The organism is Bacillus horti (genome assembly GCF_030813115.1).
In the GTDB taxonomy this organism is placed as follows: Bacteria; Bacillota; Bacilli; order Caldalkalibacillales; family JCM-10596; genus Bacillus_CH; species Bacillus_CH horti.
Map to the genome: position 1 here is coordinate 202,301 of NZ_JAUSTY010000007.1, position 19,099 is coordinate 221,399.

The following is a 19,099-nucleotide window of genomic DNA, read 5'->3' on the forward strand; positions in this document are numbered from 1 at the left end:
AGATATGGGAAGCTGCCCTTTAGCATGACTAGGGGCAGTTTTTTCTTATCGCTACGAAGGAAGGTTTTTAGTGTTCAAGCATTTTGTTTCTATAGAAGCTTTAGTACAATGAAGGTTAGGAAACGTCTGTAAAACATGTACGGCCAACAATAAAAATAAAGGATACAAAATCTTGCTAAGGCCAGAAATTTTTGTGAGAGGACTTAAGAACGTATGGTTATGAAAAGAGATACATATAGCATTGTAAATAAAATTTTGGATAAGTACAGCCTTCCACAGCAAACGTTAACGAAATTTGAAACAGGTACGACTGATGTGTTTGCTTATGGAGAAGATCTTGTGATTAAAACGTACTTTCCTGAAGAAGCGGACGAAAGACTGATTGAGGTAGCTGTTTTGAAGCACTTAAATCAATGTCCGCTTCCGATTAGAGTACCGAGCATTGTGAACCATGGAGTGATGGAGGACGTACCCTATCTAATTATGACAAGGGTTCCAGGATACAATTTAGATGATTATCGTAAGGGTTTAACCTATGATAATATGCGAAAGCTACTTGTCCAAATCGGGGAAACAATGAAAAATGTTCATCAGATTCCTAAGGAAACCTTACCTGATATTTACCTAGAATGGTCTGTATTTATGACGCAGCAAATGGATAATTGTGTAGCTCATCATCGTAAACTAGGCTTGAAGGAAGAGCTTCTTAGGGACATACCATCGTATATAGAGAAGTATAAGCATCTGTTGCCTACAGATATCCAACCCGTTTTGTTAACAGGTGAATATACCCCTTTTAACTTACTGGTTGAGCAGCAGGTTGATGGGGTTTCGCTCACAGGAATGATCGATTTTGCCGATTGTATGGTAGGCTTCCATGAATATGATCTGCTTGGTCCGGCTGTCTTTTTCGCTTGTGGGAACCCTGAGCTGTTGCAGGATTTATTGTTTGCGTATGGTTATACCCAGGATAAGTTAGATGAGCCATTGAGAAAAAGATTAATGCTACTACTTCTTCTGCACAGATATAGCGATCTAAACGTTCTAATTCAGATAGAGAACTGGCAAGAGAAGGTAAGCTCTGTAGAAGAACTTGAGCATCTTCTGTGGTGTTTTTAATTTCCCGCAACAAATAGCCCTGGAAGGGGCTTTTTTTGTACCTTCAGAATTTATATGTTTTTCGGCAATGTGCCTATTTTAAAGGATGAAATAAAAAAGCTCGTAAAATTCTTGACATTCAAAACAGGTTTAAGTATAGTTGTTTATACAAGTAACCAACCATACAACCATCCAACCAACGTATAGGGTTTCAAGAAGCATATGAAAGGAGTGTATGAATTGAAGGCTATGCTAGATGAATCACAGCCCATATTTCAACAAATTGCCCAAATGATTATGGATGATATTGTCGATGGACGCTTAAATGAAGGGGAGAAAATTCCTTCAGAAAACGAGCTATCTGGCTTTTATAGCATTAATCGGGCTACGGCACGTAAAGGCCTACAAACTCTTGTTGAACAAGGGATTATCTATAAGCAAAGAGGGATCGGAATGTTTGTAAAGGAAGGAGCGAAAGCACAATTGATACAGGAAAGACAGAAACAGTACAAAGATGAATATGTTCGTCCATTGCTTGAGGAAGCTAAAAGACTTGGGATGACCTTTGAAGAAATTATAACCTTAATTAAGGAGGAGGATACAAAATGATAACAGTAGAGAATGTTAAATACTCCTACGATAAAACAACCCCTGTCCTTCATGGGATATCGTTTAGTGAGAATGAACCAGTTATTATCGGTTTATGGGGCAGAAATGGAGCAGGAAAAACAACATTAATGAAGCTCTTAGCTGGACATCAGCAGGCAAGCGAAGGGAATATTGAAATCATGGGGCACGCCCCTTACAATAATGCCGAAGCTCAGCAACATTTGTGTTACATGCAAGAGGATCATCCCTTTAGTCAAATTTGGTCGGTCAAGGATGCGATGCGATTCGCCAAGTACTTTAACCCCAATTGGAATCAAAGCACAGCTGATAAGCTGCTAAAGGTGTTTAAGCTACAAGAACATAAAAAAACGTCAAAGCTGTCCACAGGAATGAAAACAGCCCTTCAACTGGTTATCGGGGTGGCTAGTCAGGCAAGTGTAACCATCTTAGATGAGCCAACAAATGGCTTGGATGCTGGAATGCGTAAAAAATTCTATGAGGTGCTACTTGAAAGCTATGAGGAACACCCACGTCTCATCCTTCTGTCTACCCACCATATTGAAGAGGTGCAGCCATTATGTGAGTCTTTAATCGTTATTCATCAAGGGAGTGTATTGCTTAATGAAACCCTAGATGAGCTTCGTGAAAAAGGCATCTGGCTTACTGGAGACAAAGAGAAGGTAGATGAACTTAGTAAAGGCTTAAATATTTTAGAGAAAAAAGAGGTCGGATCTGTAAAAAAAGTGATGATTGACGCTCCATTTTCAAAGGAGTGGAAGGAGCGAGCTCATGCGAATGGTCTCTCTCTAGAGAAGGCAGACTTACAGGATTATCTGCTAAATATTACAGATGAAAAGGAGATACGGATATGAGTTCATTTCAAGGAACATTACGTCTTATTTATGAGGATTCCCGGTGGTTTATAGGAAAGCTCCTCTTTCTCTATATCACTCTCCCACTAGCCGTTGCTCAGCTCACTATTGGAATTCTCTTTGATTTGACAGATGCTACTGCGGTGATTGTGGGTCCAGCCTTTTTCTTCATCCCTTTCTACGCAGCCGTTGGATATAAAGGAATATTACCGATTGCTGTTTCGTTAGGAAGTACAAGAACACAGTTTTTAAAAGCATTTTATGGGGTTGCTCTTGTTGCTACTACTGCATTTATGATCGTTTTAAATCTATTACAGCTTATTATCATTACCCTCTACGACAGTGGAATAAGCTCAATGAAACCTTTTCACTTAGGTGTTTTGTTTGTAAGTGAGTACAATTTTATCTCATACCTCTGGATTGATTTAATGGTTGGCTTCTTCATGTTCGGGGCTATGTTTCTGATCTATACGATTATCTATCTGGTAGGAGTGTCTAAAAGTCTAATGATTCTTATGGGTATATTTATAGCTGGACTATTTGCCTACTACTCAGGCTCGCTTCAAGCACCACTAGATTGGATTGTCTCTTTAAATATAAGTGCTATGACCTATCTAACCTTGCTTGGAGGAATAGGGTTAGCGGCACTCGTAGTCGCCTATCCGATCATGAAGAATGCTTCCTTGCAGCCAAAGGCCAAAAAGGAATAAAGTGAAAAGAAGGAGAAGGTCATAAAACCTACTCCTTCTTTTTTGACTAGACAACCTCTTCGAGAAGGCTTCATATAGAAGCTATTCTTACAGACTAAGAATTTATAAAATTTGATATAATGATTTCTTCAAATTGTATAAATTCTGGCTGAAACGAAGTATACCACTGATCGTAGTATACTATAAAATAAGTACTAATTTGTTTATAAAGCTCTGAGCTTGATTTTTGTTTATAGCCAATTAAGGACGAATAAGGAGAGGTGATCTTATGATTTTTCGGGCGGAGAGGGACTCCTTTTTTACAAAATTTATTTGGATATGTGTACTGCTAATCCTTGCTGCGTGCTTCCTTCCTTTACTGTTCCCATTAGCAGATGGAGAGAAGCTTCCTATTGAAGCCCTTGTCATTCTCACCATAGTGGCTATAGGAACGGTAGTCCCTATCCTGTGGATGTCTTATTCGCTTGAGTATAGGTTTGCGGCGGATCATCTATTCATTAAAGCAGGGCCAATAAGGAAACGTATTCCATACACAGAAATCACTAATGTAGAGCCGACCCGAGATATCTACACGGGCTTTCGGTTGCTTTCTGCCAGAAATGCTCTAGAAGTATCCTATAGTTCTGCTGTGTTCGGTGGAGTGAAAATATCGCCAGAGAAAAAGGAGCTTTTTCTAGCTGAGCTAACGAAGCACTGCCCTGATGTTACGATTAAAATGGAATAGAACGTCTAATTCGACGGCATTTCATCCTCATTTATAAATTCATATTCTACTGTGTAGGTACCTTTGGCGAGGACTTTTATGAGTGTGCCTTGCTCGAGTCTAGTACTGGTGGAGAATACCACTCGTTTAGTCTCTCCACTTTCGGTGACACCCTGCTCCCTATATTTAAATCTTCCGTTATCATCTGTAGGTTCCTCTTGAACCTCAACATATACATATTCCTGTTCAATCAATGGATTAAAACGATCAAATGGCTCGCGTAATAAGAAGTATAGGCTAGCCATGACAACAACTGCAACGAGACAAGAAATTAAGATCTTTTTCATCATTTTTCTTCCTTTCTATAAAGCATTTGTGACAATGCTTTTGTAATATCGAATGGTGACCACGGTAAACATCAAATAGATGACAATATACGCTGCCATACTCATGAGGATTGGGGTAAGCATGCTTGCAGCGATGAGAATAGAACCTACGTTAAGGGCAAAAGCAGCGTGAGTTAATCCAATTCCCAGAGGAATTAAATAAACAAAGAGCTGTTTACGGATGATGCCTTTCATCATATCGTTTACTTGAAATCCAAGCTGTCGCAGTGTCCGATAATGGTTTTTTTCTTGTTCAGCCTCTGTCATTTGTTTAAAGTACAAAATACTTCCCGTTGAAAGGATAAAGACCAAGCCTAAAAAGCCGGCAATGAAAATGAGCAGCCCGAAGGTTTGACGCGACCCCTCGTAGGCGGAATGAAAGTCCTGGATATACAGGTCACTGTCCACATTCGTTAGAAAGATGTCAGAGGCGGCATCTGATTTCTCAGTATCCAATACGTTAAAAACCTCAAAGGTCAACAATTCTTTGTACTCATCCTCCTGAATGCTGTCTCTCATTCTCTCGAAGGTTTCTTCAGAAACCAGTAATTGACCGCCATAGAAAATGTAATTCATCACGTTATTAAGCTTAGACTTGGAGACAGTTAGTCGATTTACTTCATTGTTTGAGGCGTACTGCACGTCTTTCGGAGATAAAACCTCCATTCCTTCTATAATGGCTCGCGAACTATGATAGATGGCTTCACCATCTTGGGGACGTTCAACATCCAATCCGACCTGCGCCAGCTGCTCTGCTGAGAAAAGCAAAAACGGTCTGTTAAGATGCTCTGCATTTGAGTCCTGATCCACCCATGCTCCATGAAATCGAATGGCATCTACTTGATAATAATCGAATTCAATCTGCGCCTCTTCTAACTTACTTGATATCCTAGCTGCTTCCTCCGGCATATTTTCCACTGCAAAATCAAAAGGCATCGACAATCTCACATCTTTTTCCGTTGAATAATATAAGGAATAGGAAAGTGAAATCATCGTAATCGTCATGGCAGACAATATAGTGATTAAGGTTAATGAATTAGCGTGACCTTTCATTCTGTGCATTAATGGTGCTATCGAAAGGCTATTATACAAGCCGAGATTTCCATTTTGCCTTTTACGAAATATATATAATATCCAGCTTATGGTCGTATGGAAGACTAAATAGGTTCCGAGTATGGTACTGACGAGAACGATTAACATAAAATATATGAGCAAATCTGCATTGTATCCGATAAAGGTAGACAGATAATAGCCAAATCCGATTAGACTTAATCCTGCTAACCCTAAAATACCTGAAACGATGCTTGGACGTTTGACAAATTGATCATTTTGATGATTTGCTTGAAACAATTCTAGTAATGTACTGCGATAGACCGTCCATATAATCTGAAAGGCTGTGACCGCAAGCAAGCAAGTAAAAACAGCAATCGTCTGGATAAGCGCTTGGCCGGAAAAGGTTAAGCCAAACGTAACTTCAAGACCAATCAGGTTCATAAACAGGATAAGAAAAAGTCGCGAGAGCAAAGCTCCCACTAGCGTTCCGATAAGTAAAGCTCCTAGACCGAGAATCGTGTGTTCCAAAATCAGTACCCGAGCGACCCAAGCCTTAGACAAGCCGATTAACTGATACAACCCGATTTCTTGACTACGTCTTCTAATAAAGATGCTCGTAGCATACATCGTAAACACAATCGTAATGAGAATGAGTAATATTCCAGCGATTTGAAAGGCCGTTGAGAAGTTCATGCTAGCTTGAACCATTTCAACAACGGTTTGGTCATTTTGCAGCGTAGAAAAGATAAAATACAAAGCTATGCTGAAAATCATCGCGAAAAAATACAGATAATACATTTTGATGTTTTTTCGCATGCTGCGGAACACTAATTTCTGTGTGGTCATTTCGGGTTGCCTCCTCCAAGAACAGCCTGCATATCAAGAATGTCTTTAAAGAAGGATTCTCTCGTTTTCTCTCCCCGATACAATTCAGAATAAATTTTTCCATCCTTTAGAAAGATTACACGGCTGCAATAGCTGGATGCCAACGGGTCATGCGTAACCATAACAATGGTGACTTGTCGTGCTTTGTTAATCTCATTTAAATTCCCTAATAAATTGGAAGCTGCTTTTGAATCAAGGGCACCGGTAGGCTCATCAGCAAAAACAAGCGACGGTGAATGGATTAACGCTCGTGCTGCAGAGGTGCGTTGCTTTTGGCCACCTGAAATTTCAGAGGGATACTTATTCGCTAATTCCTTAATATCTAAAATCTCGGCAATGGCATTAAATTCCGATTCAGCTTGTTTTTTGGTTATTTTTGTTAAAGAAATAGGTAGCAATATATTTTCTTTTACCGTTAAGGTATCAAGCAGATTGTAATCCTGAAAGATAAAGCCTAAATGTTGACGACGAATGCTTGAAAGCTGGCTATTCTTCATTTTGGAAATCTCATGCTCTTTTATGAAAATTTGCCCATCTGTGGCACGATCAATCGTAGCTAATGTATTGAGAAGAGTTGTCTTTCCTGAGCCGGAAGGGCCCATAATTCCAACAAACTCACCCTCTGTCACTCGAAGGTCGATTCCTTGTAACACCTGTTGAGCATTTCCTTTTACACCATAAGATTTACGTACTCCCTCAGCAATTAAAATGGCCTTTGGTGTCTTTTGATTTTCCATTCCATACACTCCAATCAAGTTGTTCTATACACAGTGTAATTCATTTGTGGCTCTAGGTCGTAAGCTTTAGGTGATAAAATGGAGCCCAATGTGATATTTTTGTCACCTTGCCAAACAAGGTTTTTTTAACGTTTAAGAAAGTATAAAATTTGATACCATGTTTTCTTCAAATTTTATACTTTCTGACGGCAAGAAAAGCTTCCTTTAATGATGGACTAGACGACTTCTTCGAGAGGGCTTCGATAGAAGCTTTTCTTATATTGTAAAAAAAGCAGTCAGGCTTTAATTATCCTAACTACTTCATGAATGCCTATTTTATAGTAATGATCGCCTAACGCGTTCAAATGGATTGTCATTAGAGAATATCATCAACATAGATGTACCTTCACCAACAGCTGAATCAACTTCAAGTCGAATATGTAACTTCTTGCTTATTTGCTTTGCAAGATAAAGTCCCATTCCGGTGGCTGAGTGCTGAACCCTCCCATTTTCTCCAGTAAAGCCTTTATCAAATATACGTGGCAGATCATGTGCTTGAATACCAGGCCCTTCATCTTTAATCGTTACGATGACGCTCTCATTTTCATGGAGCCCCATATGAATAGATACATTTCCACCTGTTGGACTGTACTTAATCGCATTCGTTAAAAGCTGTCTCATCACAAACCCGCACCACTTTTTATCCGTGTACACGGTAGACGCGGTGTTCCCGGTCAAATCAATGGATATATTTTTTTCCATACACCATGATGATAGCTCGCGAACCTCTTCTCTTATCAAATCGTGCAGTTCCTGCTTTTCTGGGAGTAAGTCTGAGTCTAAGTTAGCAAATCGCGAAATATAAAGCTGGCGGTCAATTAATAAGTGCATCCTCAACCAGGGTGCATTTAGCCTTTGAGCTAACTCATTAGAACGATGAGCATCAATGATGATCTTCATAGCTGTAAGGGGCGTTTTCACTTCATGAACCCATGAGGAAAGATCATCATGTTCCATTAGTTGGGTGGACTGATGCTCACGATGCTTGTTTTGATCATGCTGGTGAATGTTTTGTAATAGCGTATACATCATACGCTCAGGAAAACGACTGTGGGGTTCTGGAATGTTTTCAAACCAGTCATCTTCCAAATCGTTAGAAAGGGTAAACAGAGACCTATAATAGGCGGTTTCCTTTTTATACCTCCAAACAAAAAAAACAACACAGATGGTTAGAAACAGAACATTCAAATAGATGAGAGAATGAGGCTCCACACCAATACCAGCGTCAAATTGTATCAAAGCGTTAGTAAGTAGCAGAAGTAACCCCATTAAGCCAATCCAACTTTTTTTATAAATGAGATAAGCTATGAACAATGTGAAACCTCCTAAAGCGTAACGGCCATATACCCAAGACCTTTTTTAGTCACAATCCCTTCGGCTAAATGGAGAGAAGAAAGCTGTTGCCGTAATCTTGTGATGTTGGCCGTGAGAGTATTGTCATTAATATATTGATCATCATCCCAGAGCATTTTCATCAGTTCATGACGTGAGACGATCTTATTATTTGATCGAACTAAAATCGAAAGAATAAAAAATTCATTTTTTGTCAGGTTAACGGTTTTCCCATCCTTGTAGATTCCGCCACTCTTTAAATCAATAAGCGCTTGATTCCACTCAATGACATCGGAGGATGCTTCTTCATACGTATACGTTCGACGAAGAATAGCCTGAATCTTGGCGAGAAGCACATCCATATTAAAAGGCTTCTGAACGTAATCGTCCGCCCCTAAGTTCATGGCCATCACCATATCCATCGGATGATCTCTTGATGAAAGAAAGATAATAGGAACTTTGGACACGGCACGAATTTCTCTACACCAATGAAAGCCGTCAAACTTTGGAAGCTGTATATCAATAATCACTAGGTGTGGGCGATGTTCTACAAAGGCATCCATCACATGAGAGAAATCACTTGGGTTACTTACCCTATATGACCACTGACTTAACCCTTCCCTAAGTGCTTCTAGGAGAAGAGAGTCATCCTCAATAATAAAGATATTCATTTCCATTTGTAACCCTCCCTCTCTATATACTAATTCATTCTAAATTAATCACGATCAAAAAACCAGTGTTGTTAAGGACAGGGAACCGCCAAGAAAATGGGCTTAGCGTTGTAAATCCGCATTTTCCTGACGGTACCTCTATAGATACCCAAATGTTATAATAGCCTTGACTCTAACGTTACGTGATACTTTATACTGACCACATGGAGGAGGAATACACATGGCGATGAAGGTGAGAGAAGTAGCAGACTTAGTTGGCACCAGTGTGCGTACCCTGCATCATTATGATGAAATTGGACTACTGACTCCTAAAGAAACAACAGATGCTGGGTATCGGTTATATTCCAATGAGGACCTTGAGCTCCTTCAGCAGATTTTGTTTTTTAGAGAGCTGGACTTTCCCCTCAAAAAAATTAAGGAAATTATCTCTAGTCCAACATTTAATCGTCAGCAGGCACTGGAATTGCATCGCAAAATGCTGCTGGATAAGCGCAAGCAAATCGACCAAATGATTCAAACGATTGATAAAACAATCATGTATACAAAAGGAGAGATACAGATGAGCAATAAAGAGAAATTTGAGGGCTTTGATTTGAGCAGTAACCCTTATGAGCAGGAAGCAAGAGAGCGCTGGGGAGACGAGACTGTCGAGAAATCCAAGGCTGCATTGAATAGCATGACTAAGGATGAGCAAAAGGCATTGGGCGAGCAGATGAACTCTATTTACAGAGATTTAGCATCAGTCCGTCACACTTCCCCTGAATCCGAGGAAGCACAGGAAGCGATAAAGAAATGGTATGACTTTTTGAACAGTGGGAAAATTGGGCATCACTACTCACTTGAAGCATTTCAAGGGCTAGGGCAAATGTATGTTGATGATGAACGCTTCACGAAAAATATAGATCAGTTTGGGTCTGGTTTAGCCCTGTTTATGCGAGATGCGATGGCTGTATTTGCTGAAAATAACCAGAAATAAAATTTCAAAGTAAGCCATTGACTCTAACGTTACGTGATGCTCTATACTCACTCTTAGGTAGAACAAGATATGAATAAAAGGGTGATATAGAGATGAAAGCTATAAAGAGAACATTAAGATTAGATTTAGAAGCAGGGAAAGCGAACCCAGCAAAAGTGGGGAAGGACTTAGCTCCAACAGGGATTAACCTATTAGGGTTTTGTAATCAGTATAATGAAATGTCCAAGGGGCAGATGGGGTTAGTGATTCCTGCTGAGATTACCGTGTATGAGGATCGAAGCTTTGATATTAAGCTTAAAACCCCACCAGCTGCCTTCCTATTAAAGAAGTATGCAGGTGTGGAAAAAGGAGCAGCAAAGCCAGGTAGCCAGATTGTAGGGAGCATTACACAGGATCAGCTACGCCAAATTGCTGAAATTAAGCTTCCTGATTTAAATACGATTGAACTAGAAAGTGCGATGAAGATTATTGCTGGAACAGCAAAAAATATGGGGATCCGAATTGAAGAGCATTAACTATTAAATCCTCATTTGAAGTTGTACAGATTATGAACAAAGAGCATGTGAAGATGTATAATAGAAGGATAAAAACACGTCTTATAGATTCATGTAATCTTAATAAGACGTGTTTTTTTGTACTAAGGTCAAGTTTTTCTAATGATGCTACGGTGACTTAGTTGTTTACAGTGTATCTTAAGCTAAACCACAAAATTGCAACGGGAACGAATAAGTAAGTATAATATAGCTAAAGATTTAAGACAAAGGAGCGGGCCTATGTACCGTATTTTGGTCGTGGAAGATGAACGAATTATGGCTAAGAACATTGTATTTTCATTGCAAAACGAAGGGTATGAGGTCGATGTGGCCTATGATGGAGAAGAGGGGCTCAAGCAGTTCCAGCAGACAACGTACCATCTCTTACTTTTAGATTGGACACTTCCTGGAATGGATGGGTTGGAGGTTTGTCGACTTGTTCGAAAGGAATCCACCGTTCCTGTGATGATGATTACGGCCAAGGAAGAGTTAGTGGATAAGGTTGTGGGACTAGAGGTAGGTGCGGATGATTATTTAACGAAGCCTTTTCATCAGAGAGAGCTACTTGCTAGAGTAAAGGCCTTGTTGCGTAGAGCGAGTATCCATGAACAGAAACTAGGAGAGCATCTTCATTTAAACTGGAAGGGTTTAGCCTTAGATAAGGATAAAATAACCGTTCAATATGAAGGGGAAAGTGTGGGACTCAGCAGTACGGAATATAAGCTGCTGGACATTTTTTTACGACATCCACAAAAGGTGTATTCCAGAGATGAGCTATTCGAAAAGGTTTGGGGCATGTCAGAGGGATTTAGTGATCGGACGGTTGACGTAAATATTAGTCGTCTGCGGAAAAAAGTGCTAGACGTATCAGGTCTTCAGGTTCTACAAGCCATCCGAGGAATGGGCTACCGATTTGAGGGCTTGGAATGAAGCTGCATTACCGTCTCTGGATCGTTTTCTCATTGTTTTGGATCGCTGGAATGATCGTGCTCTACTCTCTCATTATTCAATTGTTTGAAGAAAGAACGCTTGAATATAGCAGTCAGCTTTCAAGATCTGAAGGACATACCATTTTAGACCGGGTCATTGGGCTGTATCCTAACTTTTCTGAGCGGGCTGAGGGCTATCTAGATTATTATAGCTCTACGTTTGGAGTACGCTTATTTTTGTTAAATGAAGAAAAGAGAGTCCTCTATGATAGCTTTGGTGAATTACCAGAAAATCAACCTTTGAGCTTAGAGGTGCTAGGTCAAGAAGCACCGACTGTTTACTATATGGAAACAGACTCATTCGGCTATGTCCAATACACGTTACTTCCATTAGAACATCGGACATTGAGCGGAACCAACTACTTAGTGATGGTGAAGGATGCGAATGCTGTGCAGCAGGATGTTGCATCTTTTCGCCTAAGAGTGCTGATGTATTTAGGATTTGCGGCTGTTGCAGGCTTTTTCTTATTCTATATTGTAGCCTCGTGGTTTACGCGTCCGATTCGTCAAATCATGCAGCACCTAAAGCGTATAACGCCTCAGAAAAGAGAGTTTACCATGACCTATGATGGGCATAATGAGATTGGGGAACTCGTCCAAGAAATAAGGCAGATGGTCAAGGAGCTAGATCAATACGAGCTTAGACAGCGTCGATTTATTAGTGCTTCCTCTCATGAATTGAAAACCCCATTGGCCACGCTACAGCTGATTGTGGAGAATTTGCCGCAAATTCGAAACCAAGCTTTGTTGCATCAGGAATATTTAGAAGATATGCAGACACAGATTGAAAAAATGAAGCAAACGATCCAAGGGATGCTTGACGTGTATCGAATGGCGGAGAAAAAGCTAGAAATTGAAAAGATAAGCATAGATCAAATTGAACAGCATAGTAAAAAAAGCTTTCAGCATTTAGCTGAAAGTAAACAGATTCATTTGAGCTTTGAAGGAGCTCCTAGCTTAGGTGTTCCTGCCGATCGTGTTTTGTTTTTCCAAGGCTTAGATAACCTAATTTCAAATGCCCTTCACTACTCTCCTAAACAAAGTGAAATCAAGGTGAAGGTAGAAAAGGAAGGAGAGTACACGGTTTGTTCCGTAACGGATCAAGGGTATGGAATAGATGAGGAGGATATTCCTTATTTATATGAGCCGTTTTATCGTTCGCGTAGAGCATCAACCTGGAACCCATTTGGAAGCGGATTGGGTATGGCCATTGTGAAGCAAATGATGGACTTGCATCAGGGCACTGTTAGGCTACAATCCCAGGTAGGACAAGGAACAACTGTAGAGCTGCGCTTCGGTAACAAAACTGTTACACAGAGGACATAATCAGGATACAAATTCGATGTACAATAAGAACATCACAAAAAAAAGGGGGAAACAACAATGAGAAAAACAACAATGAAAAAAATGAAGCCTTTTATGCTGTTAGCTTTCTTTACCGTTCTATTACTTATCGCTACAGCATGTGGACAAACAGAGCAAGAAAATGGGACAGATGACAATCCACCCGTATCTGGAGAAGGGGACGGGGTTACTGAAGATGGAGAAGAAGGAGTAACAGAAGACGAAGAAGAAGAAGGGGCCAATGAAGACGATATTTCACCAGTTGCGCCAGAAGAAAAAGACTCAGTGAAAAAGACTATTAACCTCTATTTTTCAGATAATGATTTGATGAATATGTACAGTGTAACAAGAGAAATTGAGGCAGAGAACGAAGAGGAATTAGTAAAAGAAGCGCTACACGCTTGGATGGATGGGCCAGAACAGGAAGGTCTACAGAATATAATGCCTCCTGATGTAGTCGTTGAATCTGTTACAATTACGAATGGAATTGCTGAGGTTAGCTTCTCAGGTGAGATTAAAAACGCCAATCTTGGTTCAAGTGGAGAGCTATTCCTTTTAGATCAGCTAGCACTGATCATGCAGCAGTTTGGAGCAGATGCGACACAAGTGCTAGTTGAAGGTGAAATTGAAGAGTCTTTATTAGGTCATGTGAGCACAGATGAACCTTATGCTGCTCCTAATCCAGAGGATTATGAGGAATGGTCCTCCTAAGAGCTGAGACCAAAAGAATGATAAGTTTCAATATATATTCCTTTTAAAAAGCTAGGGTGACGACATTTTGTCGTCACCCTTATCTAGTTTTATTGATTCTGCACTTTTTTGAGCACTTCTTCCTCTTTGTCTGTAATCGCACTTTCCACTTTCACTTTGCCAGATAGGAACCAACCAATCACAGCAATCCCCACTAAAACAGCCCAGAAAATGGATTTCCATAAAGTAGACTCAATAAAATCGTGAGAAAGGAAATTAATATCAGGGTGTGCTAGAGTATACAAGGCTAATTTCACACCTACCCAACCGACAATGAGGAAAGCCGTTGTTTCCAAAGCAGGTCGTGCCTTCAATAGCTTTACAAAATAAGTGGCAGCAAATCGCATAATAATAACTCCGATAAGACCACCAGCAAAAATAACTAAGAATTGTCCCCCATCAAGCCCTCCGATTTCAGGAAGGTTAGTGGCTGGCAATGTAACGGCTAACGCAACTGCAGCAAGGATAGAATCTACAGCAAACGCTAAATCTGCTAATTCTACTTTAAACACAGTCATCCAGAAGCCAGATTCTTTCTTTGGCTTAAGCGAATCCTCATCCTTTTTAAAGACATACTGCTTCAAAATATGATTAATGGCAATATACAATAGATAAATGGCACCAATCGCCTGCACCTGCCATACATTAACAAGAAACGAGATCAAAAAGAGTGAAGCAAATCGTAAGACGAAAGCTCCTGCTAATCCATAGAAGAGTGCTTTTTTACGCTGCTCCTCCGGTAAATGCTTAACCATAACGGCCATGACTAAAGCGTTATCTGCTGCCAAAATTCCCTCAAGGGCAATTAAGACAAGCAGCACCCAGCCATATTCAAGAAGTAATGATGCTTCCATTTTTTCTCCTCCTAAGGTTGTCTATTTTCTTCATCCCTTAGCTGGAGCGGCCCGAAAAAATACAAAAAGACCCCTGCCAACGAATGGGCAAAGGTCTTGCTAAGCATAATTAGTAGTCAAAAATATCATGCCAACAAAGCCGATGGTTATGACTCGCACATAATCCATGTAATGACGACTTTGTTTTCAGGAAACCTCCTGAACGCTACTCCCCTTTGAAGAAGAATATTAAGTTAAGATCATTGTAGTGCAGGAGATTTCATTTGTCAACAGATCAATTTTCTGTTTTGGACAAGGATTGACTTAGCTTTTAGTTAATGAGTTCCAAATTTTTTGTCAATTAGCTTTGTCCAACGGGTCACGACGAATATCTGTACCTTCTTTGATCATCCTTTCAAGATCCTCATTCATGCTTTGGCGAGAACGGTTCCATATTGGGCTATAGAGATAGGCATTTTTCGTGATTCGATCCATATAGGACAGCGTAGTCTCCCACCAAGGATTATTCATTCTTCCTTGATTTTCGGCGAGGCTTTTTGTTATTTGTGCTCCCCAGTACTTTTGGCGAGCTTCTGATGTAGACGGGAAGGCTAGCTCACGCAATAGCTCCCAGGCCAATTCAGGCTGCTTAGAAACAGTAGGAACGTAGCCTGTTGAATACATCATGTTTGTATCTACGCCTCCTGTAAAGTGGGGGAGACCGCAACTAGACCGAAGACATTTTCAAAATCTTATTCTAGCGTATAAGTCTTGCAATAAAATCATTATTTATCTAAAGCTGCTCAAGCATTTAGGGAGTTTTTAATTCATTTTTTCACAGAAATAAAACAATAAATTAAAGATATGAAAAAAAAGAGCAACATAACTGTAAAATGCAGGGGATTTGGACGATATTAGACAGAAAATAAAGGAAGATATGAACAAAATCAAAGAAAAAAGGAGATATATTCAGGGAAACCAATCATTAATGAGATTATTATTGAAAAATGTGCGTAAAGTACTATTTTTGGTTGCTTTTATCCCTTTACAAAGAATAAAATAGGAGTATGATTATATTCATGAAAACTAAATTGACGTTTTGTTATCTAAGTCGCTGAGTCCTGACCTTGATCAGGAACGGGGGAACCAATTGTCTTTATACATCTGGTAAGCCGAAAAATCAGATGTAGGGAGCATGGGGTGAATCTTGAGCAATCAAGTAGGGCAACTCTCACTGTCCGAATCCGACAGCTAACTCCGTAAGCGTTGTTTAGAGAGGAGATGGTGAAGCTGTGTCGTTATACATTCGACCACAGAGAATTCAATCTCTGTGGTTTCATATTGCCCAAAGCAGTGGATAAAGGATAATTTTACCTTTTTAACAAGAGTGCAATGGTTGCTACTCGCCCACCCTTGCTTTACGCATGAATCATTACGTTTTATCTAAAGCTAAGGGAAGAATGGTGTAATACGGATCGTGTAACAAGATTATATAGACAGGTGGTAATTATGGGAAAAAGTTTTGAAAATGTACCAAGTGAATGTATTCTAGTGTGTATTTCATACGGACCGAATGCTGAGCGTTTGATAAGAAGAGGATGGAGAATAGCACAATCACTTACTGCTCCTCTGTATATACTAAGTGTTTGTTCAGTAAATCACGAAGTGGATACCAAGCGAGAGGATCATGAGAAAGAATGGAAGAAGCTTGCAAAGCAATATAATGGCTCATTAATGATCGTCGAAAATAAATCGAAAAAGGTATCTGAAATTATTGCTAATGTAGCAAGAGAGAAGCATGTATCCCAAATTGTAATTGGTCAATCTCCACGAACAAGATGGGAGGAGATTTTAAGAGGATCTATTATTAATGAGATTCTTAATCAGATTGAATTTATAGATGTGCACATTGTGTCTGTTCAAAGAGAGCTTCCTCAAATGGAGGATGAATTTGAAAAAGGTGTTCGTGCTTACTTAATCAAAGAAGATGAGGGCTATTCCATTACTTACAATAGCAATCTTTCCTGTGGAATAGAAGGAATGTTCTTTAGGGATATCCATACAGATTTTGATAACGGGCTATTTATCAGACACAAGGATCATAAAAAAGTTACGCTTAGAGTTCATAACGGAACTATTGATGAATTAGAAGAATAGTGCCAGCAGAATCATACGCTATAACAGAGCTGAGATAAAAAACAGGCAGTAGCACGGATGTGCATACTGCCTGTTTTTTCATTGAACGTCAAACATCAAGATTGCTGCTAATGTTTATGGTTTTGGTGGCTCTAAAGATTCAATGGTCGTGCTCTTCATCGCTTTTCTTTGCCAGCCAATTGAAATAAATAACGTAATTCCTAGTAGGACCAGACCAAGCATAAAAGGATAAAGGACCTGCACATCATAAAGCAAGCCAGCAAGTGTCGGTCCTAAAATATTTCCGATACTCATATAAGCGTTATTTAACCCCATAGCAAACCCTTGTTGATCCCCTGCATTTTTGGAGATGATAGTAGTTAATACAGGACGAAGGATCGAAGTAGCTAAGAATATCAGTAGGGTAATACCAAAGAATAAGACAAAGCTATTAGCAAATATGGATAGTAGGAACCCGATAGCTGCTAGAGCAATAAAAACATTAAGAACCATTCCTTCTCCTAGTTTACTTACTATTTTTTCGACCACAAACAATTGAACAACTACACTAATGATTCCAGCCACTGTAATCATCATCGCAATTTCGCGATGTGTAGCTCCAAACTGATGATCCACAAACAATCCTAAGATAGATTCGTAAGCCATTAGACCAAAGCTCATGACTAACGTAATGACTAGTGGGATAAAGTAAGGGGTTCTCCCTGACATAAGAATTTGCTTAAACAAGGAAACCTCACCCTCTGTTGCTACAGGTGCTTTTTGCGGTCTGGTGTTATCCTTCAAGATAAAGACGGAGAAGGCAACAGCTGCTAGCGAAACAAGGGCTGAAATAAGAAAAGGCATTTTAAGTCCAAAGTCCGCTAAGAAACCTCCGACTCCAGGACCGATAACAATCCCTAGAGACATGGCTGCCGAAACAAAGCTGTTTCCCCTGGCTCGTTGTTCAAGCGTTGTAATATCGGCGATGTAAGCAAAAATAGCGGGAACTAATAAAGCCGCCCCAACCCCTCCGATGGCTCTAGAAGCGTAAAGAATCCAAATTGAATCAGTGGCATAAAAAATAAACATAGAGAGGGTTAAACCAGCTAAGCCAAGCACAATCATTTTTTTGCGCCCGTATTGGTCCGCCCATCTTCCGGCAAAGGGAGAAAATAAAAGCTGGGCACCAGCGAAAATAGCGATCATTAATCCCGCTGCCATTCCACCTTGATCTATAGATTTTAGATAAGTTGGAAGAATAGGAATAATAATCCCAAAGCTTCCGATGGCAATAAACATATTAATCATTAAAATAAGCATTTTTTTGTTTTGGTCTGCTGACATTTTCTGTGTCATATCGTATGCTCTCACTTTCTCCATAGTCTATCTTGTCCTAAGTATATAAACTTTATTTCTTGAGGACAATTTAGTTTATCAAGAAAATCATTTTTTATCTATCAAAATGATTTAGATCACAATTCATTTTCACAAAGTCAACAATTCGTTAACAAAACAAAGTAGTATAGCTAGTTGACACGAAACCAATAGGTGTCATATAATCAAATCTAAAAGCGAAACCTAATGGTTTCATAATAAAAAAATTGGAGGGATACCCTTGGCAGAGCAAAAGTCAGATAAAGTAGTAGATATAACGAAAAGAGTGGTCTATAAAGCTCCTATTGAAAAGGTATGGAACGCTGTAGCAACCTCTGAAGGAATAGAAGCATGGTTCATGCCAAACACGTTTAAAGCGGAAGTGGGTGCTGAATTTCATATAGATTCACAGTTTGAGCGCTCCAGCTGTAAGGTCTTGGAGCTAGAGCCTCCTTATCGTCTTTCTTTCACTTGGGGAGAGCAAGGGTGGGTTGTCAGCTTCGAGCTTAAGGACTTGAATGGTGAGACAGAATTTACGCTTATCCATTCAGGGTGGGGAGATGCTGATGAAATCATACCAGCCTCACAGCAGTCAAATAAAGCCATTCGAGAACGTATGAATCAGGGCTGGGAAGGAATCGTTGATCAAAGACTTAGGAAGGTCGTGGAAGAGTAATGGCTGCGGCTATTAAGCACGATGTGTTCCAAGCGATTGCAGATCCTACAAGACGTAAGCTTTTGGAACTGCTTGCGGACAAAGAGCTACCGGTCACAGAAATCAGTAATCATTTTCCGATGACACGTACAGCCGTATCTAAACACCTACGCATTTTGGCTGAAGCAGAGCTTGTGAGTAGTCGCAAGATTGGTCGAGAAAACCGGTATCGACTACATCCAGAGCCATTGATGGAGCTGAAGCGCTGGTTATCCTACTATGATAGGTTTTGGGATAACAGTTTGGATAAGCTCAGATATCTTGTGGAACAGGAAGACGAATAAAAGTCCTATGCCATATAAAATTATTCTTAAATACAAATACAAGAAATAAAAGCTAAGTAATAAAGATGAT

General features: G+C 39.8%; 21 protein-coding genes and 2 riboswitches. Of the genes, 13 read left to right on the top strand and 8 right to left on the bottom strand.

Annotation, left to right across the window (positions count from 1 at the left end; genetic code table 11):
* Positions 1 to 213: 213 nt before the first annotated feature.
* From J2S11_RS10425 to J2S11_RS10445, 5 genes are all read left to right on the top strand, one after another.
* Positions 214 to 1,119 carry an aminoglycoside phosphotransferase family protein gene (locus J2S11_RS10425; RefSeq protein WP_307394276.1) on the top strand — a complete coding sequence of 302 codons (906 nt, stop codon included), beginning with the start codon at positions 214 to 216 and terminating at the stop codon, positions 1,117 to 1,119.
* A 219-nt stretch (positions 1,120 to 1,338) separates the two neighbouring features.
* A complete protein-coding gene (locus tag J2S11_RS10430) occupies positions 1,339 to 1,707 on the top strand; it encodes a GntR family transcriptional regulator (protein WP_307394278.1) in 369 nt (122 codons plus the stop codon).
* Positions 1,704 to 2,579, top strand: coding sequence for an ABC transporter ATP-binding protein (locus J2S11_RS10435; protein WP_307394280.1), 876 nt, complete (start codon positions 1,704 to 1,706; stop codon positions 2,577 to 2,579). The genes J2S11_RS10430 and J2S11_RS10435 overlap by 4 nt, the downstream gene beginning before the upstream one ends.
* Positions 2,576 to 3,289, top strand: coding sequence for a hypothetical protein (locus J2S11_RS10440; RefSeq protein WP_307394282.1), 714 nt, complete (start codon positions 2,576 to 2,578; stop codon positions 3,287 to 3,289). Before J2S11_RS10435 ends, J2S11_RS10440 begins: the two co-directional genes overlap by 4 nt.
* Before the next feature lie 268 nt (positions 3,290 to 3,557).
* Positions 3,558 to 4,013, top strand: a complete 456-nt coding sequence (locus J2S11_RS10445) for a PH domain-containing protein (protein ID WP_307394284.1) — start codon at positions 3,558 to 3,560, stop codon at positions 4,011 to 4,013.
* Between the two features lie 5 nt (positions 4,014 to 4,018).
* Here the strand turns inward: J2S11_RS10445 and J2S11_RS10450 are convergent, their stop codons facing one another.
* The 5 genes from J2S11_RS10450 to J2S11_RS10470 all read right to left on the bottom strand — a co-directional run bounded on the left by J2S11_RS10450 (position 4,019) and on the right by J2S11_RS10470 (position 9,101).
* Positions 4,019 to 4,339 carry a YxeA family protein gene (locus J2S11_RS10450; RefSeq protein WP_307394286.1) on the bottom strand — a complete coding sequence of 107 codons (321 nt, stop codon included), beginning with the start codon at positions 4,337 to 4,339 and terminating at the stop codon, positions 4,019 to 4,021.
* 15 nt (positions 4,340 to 4,354) lie between these two features.
* Complete coding sequence (locus tag J2S11_RS10455) at positions 4,355 to 6,277, bottom strand: FtsX-like permease family protein (RefSeq protein WP_307394288.1); 1,923 nt, start codon at positions 6,275 to 6,277, stop codon at positions 4,355 to 4,357.
* Positions 6,274 to 7,053, bottom strand: coding sequence for an ABC transporter ATP-binding protein (locus J2S11_RS10460; RefSeq protein WP_307394290.1), 780 nt, complete (start codon positions 7,051 to 7,053; stop codon positions 6,274 to 6,276). The genes J2S11_RS10455 and J2S11_RS10460 overlap by 4 nt, the downstream gene beginning before the upstream one ends.
* Before the next feature lie 315 nt (positions 7,054 to 7,368).
* Positions 7,369 to 8,406: a sensor histidine kinase gene (locus tag J2S11_RS10465; RefSeq protein ID WP_307394292.1), complete on the bottom strand. Its 1,038-nt coding sequence runs from the start codon at positions 8,404 to 8,406 to the stop codon at positions 7,369 to 7,371.
* An 11-nt stretch (positions 8,407 to 8,417) separates the two neighbouring features.
* A complete protein-coding gene (locus J2S11_RS10470) occupies positions 8,418 to 9,101 on the bottom strand; it encodes a response regulator transcription factor (RefSeq protein WP_307394294.1) in 684 nt (227 codons plus the stop codon).
* 214 nt (positions 9,102 to 9,315) lie between these two features.
* On the opposite strand from J2S11_RS10470, the gene J2S11_RS10475 reads away from it, so the two are divergent.
* From J2S11_RS10475 to J2S11_RS10495, 5 genes are all read left to right on the top strand, one after another.
* The gene (locus J2S11_RS10475; protein WP_307394296.1) at positions 9,316 to 10,071 is read left to right on the top strand and encodes a MerR family transcriptional regulator; all 756 of its coding nucleotides are present in this window, start codon (positions 9,316 to 9,318) and stop codon (positions 10,069 to 10,071) included.
* Between the two features lie 92 nt (positions 10,072 to 10,163).
* On the top strand, positions 10,164 to 10,586 hold the full coding sequence (gene rplK / locus J2S11_RS10480) for a 50S ribosomal protein L11 (protein ID WP_307394298.1): 423 nt from the start codon (positions 10,164 to 10,166) through the stop codon (positions 10,584 to 10,586).
* A 258-nt stretch (positions 10,587 to 10,844) separates the two neighbouring features.
* Positions 10,845 to 11,534 (top strand): response regulator transcription factor, encoded by a 690-nt coding sequence (locus tag J2S11_RS10485; RefSeq protein WP_307394300.1) that lies wholly within the window; start codon positions 10,845 to 10,847, stop codon positions 11,532 to 11,534.
* Positions 11,531 to 12,919 (top strand): sensor histidine kinase, encoded by a 1,389-nt coding sequence (locus J2S11_RS10490; protein WP_307394302.1) that lies wholly within the window; start codon positions 11,531 to 11,533, stop codon positions 12,917 to 12,919. Before J2S11_RS10485 ends, J2S11_RS10490 begins: the two co-directional genes overlap by 4 nt.
* A 57-nt stretch (positions 12,920 to 12,976) precedes the next feature.
* The gene (locus tag J2S11_RS10495; protein ID WP_307394304.1) at positions 12,977 to 13,648 is read left to right on the top strand and encodes a GerMN domain-containing protein; all 672 of its coding nucleotides are present in this window, start codon (positions 12,977 to 12,979) and stop codon (positions 13,646 to 13,648) included.
* Positions 13,649 to 13,737: 89 nt separating this feature from the next.
* Here the strand turns inward: J2S11_RS10495 and J2S11_RS10500 are convergent, their stop codons facing one another.
* Both J2S11_RS10500 and J2S11_RS10505 read right to left on the bottom strand, forming a co-directional pair.
* Positions 13,738 to 14,541 (bottom strand): TerC family protein, encoded by an 804-nt coding sequence (locus J2S11_RS10500; protein ID WP_307394305.1) that lies wholly within the window; start codon positions 14,539 to 14,541, stop codon positions 13,738 to 13,740.
* A 39-nt stretch (positions 14,542 to 14,580) separates the two neighbouring features.
* Positions 14,581 to 14,767: riboswitch (yybP-ykoY riboswitch) on the bottom strand.
* A gap of 110 nt (positions 14,768 to 14,877) precedes the next feature.
* Positions 14,878 to 15,207, bottom strand: a complete 330-nt coding sequence (locus J2S11_RS10505) for a hypothetical protein (protein ID WP_307394307.1) — start codon at positions 15,205 to 15,207, stop codon at positions 14,878 to 14,880.
* 415 nt (positions 15,208 to 15,622) lie between these two features.
* A riboswitch (cyclic di-AMP (ydaO/yuaA leader) is annotated at positions 15,623 to 15,803 on the top strand.
* 226 nt (positions 15,804 to 16,029) lie between these two features.
* Between J2S11_RS10505 and J2S11_RS10510 the strand changes: the two genes are divergently transcribed.
* A complete protein-coding gene (locus tag J2S11_RS10510) occupies positions 16,030 to 16,677 on the top strand; it encodes a universal stress protein (protein ID WP_307394308.1) in 648 nt (215 codons plus the stop codon).
* 114 nt (positions 16,678 to 16,791) lie between these two features.
* Here J2S11_RS10510 and J2S11_RS10515 read toward each other — a convergent pair whose 3' ends face one another.
* Positions 16,792 to 18,000 (bottom strand): MFS transporter, encoded by a 1,209-nt coding sequence (locus J2S11_RS10515; RefSeq protein WP_307394365.1) that lies wholly within the window; start codon positions 17,998 to 18,000, stop codon positions 16,792 to 16,794.
* A gap of 271 nt (positions 18,001 to 18,271) precedes the next feature.
* Here J2S11_RS10515 and J2S11_RS10520 point away from each other — a divergent pair, with 271 nt between their 5' ends.
* Both J2S11_RS10520 and J2S11_RS10525 read left to right on the top strand, forming a co-directional pair.
* Complete coding sequence (locus tag J2S11_RS10520; protein WP_307394310.1) at positions 18,272 to 18,706, top strand: SRPBCC family protein; 435 nt, start codon at positions 18,272 to 18,274, stop codon at positions 18,704 to 18,706.
* The gene (locus J2S11_RS10525; protein WP_307394311.1) at positions 18,706 to 19,029 is read left to right on the top strand and encodes an ArsR/SmtB family transcription factor; all 324 of its coding nucleotides are present in this window, start codon (positions 18,706 to 18,708) and stop codon (positions 19,027 to 19,029) included. Before J2S11_RS10520 ends, J2S11_RS10525 begins: the two co-directional genes overlap by 1 nt.
* The last annotated feature ends 70 nt before the right edge of the window (positions 19,030 to 19,099 follow it).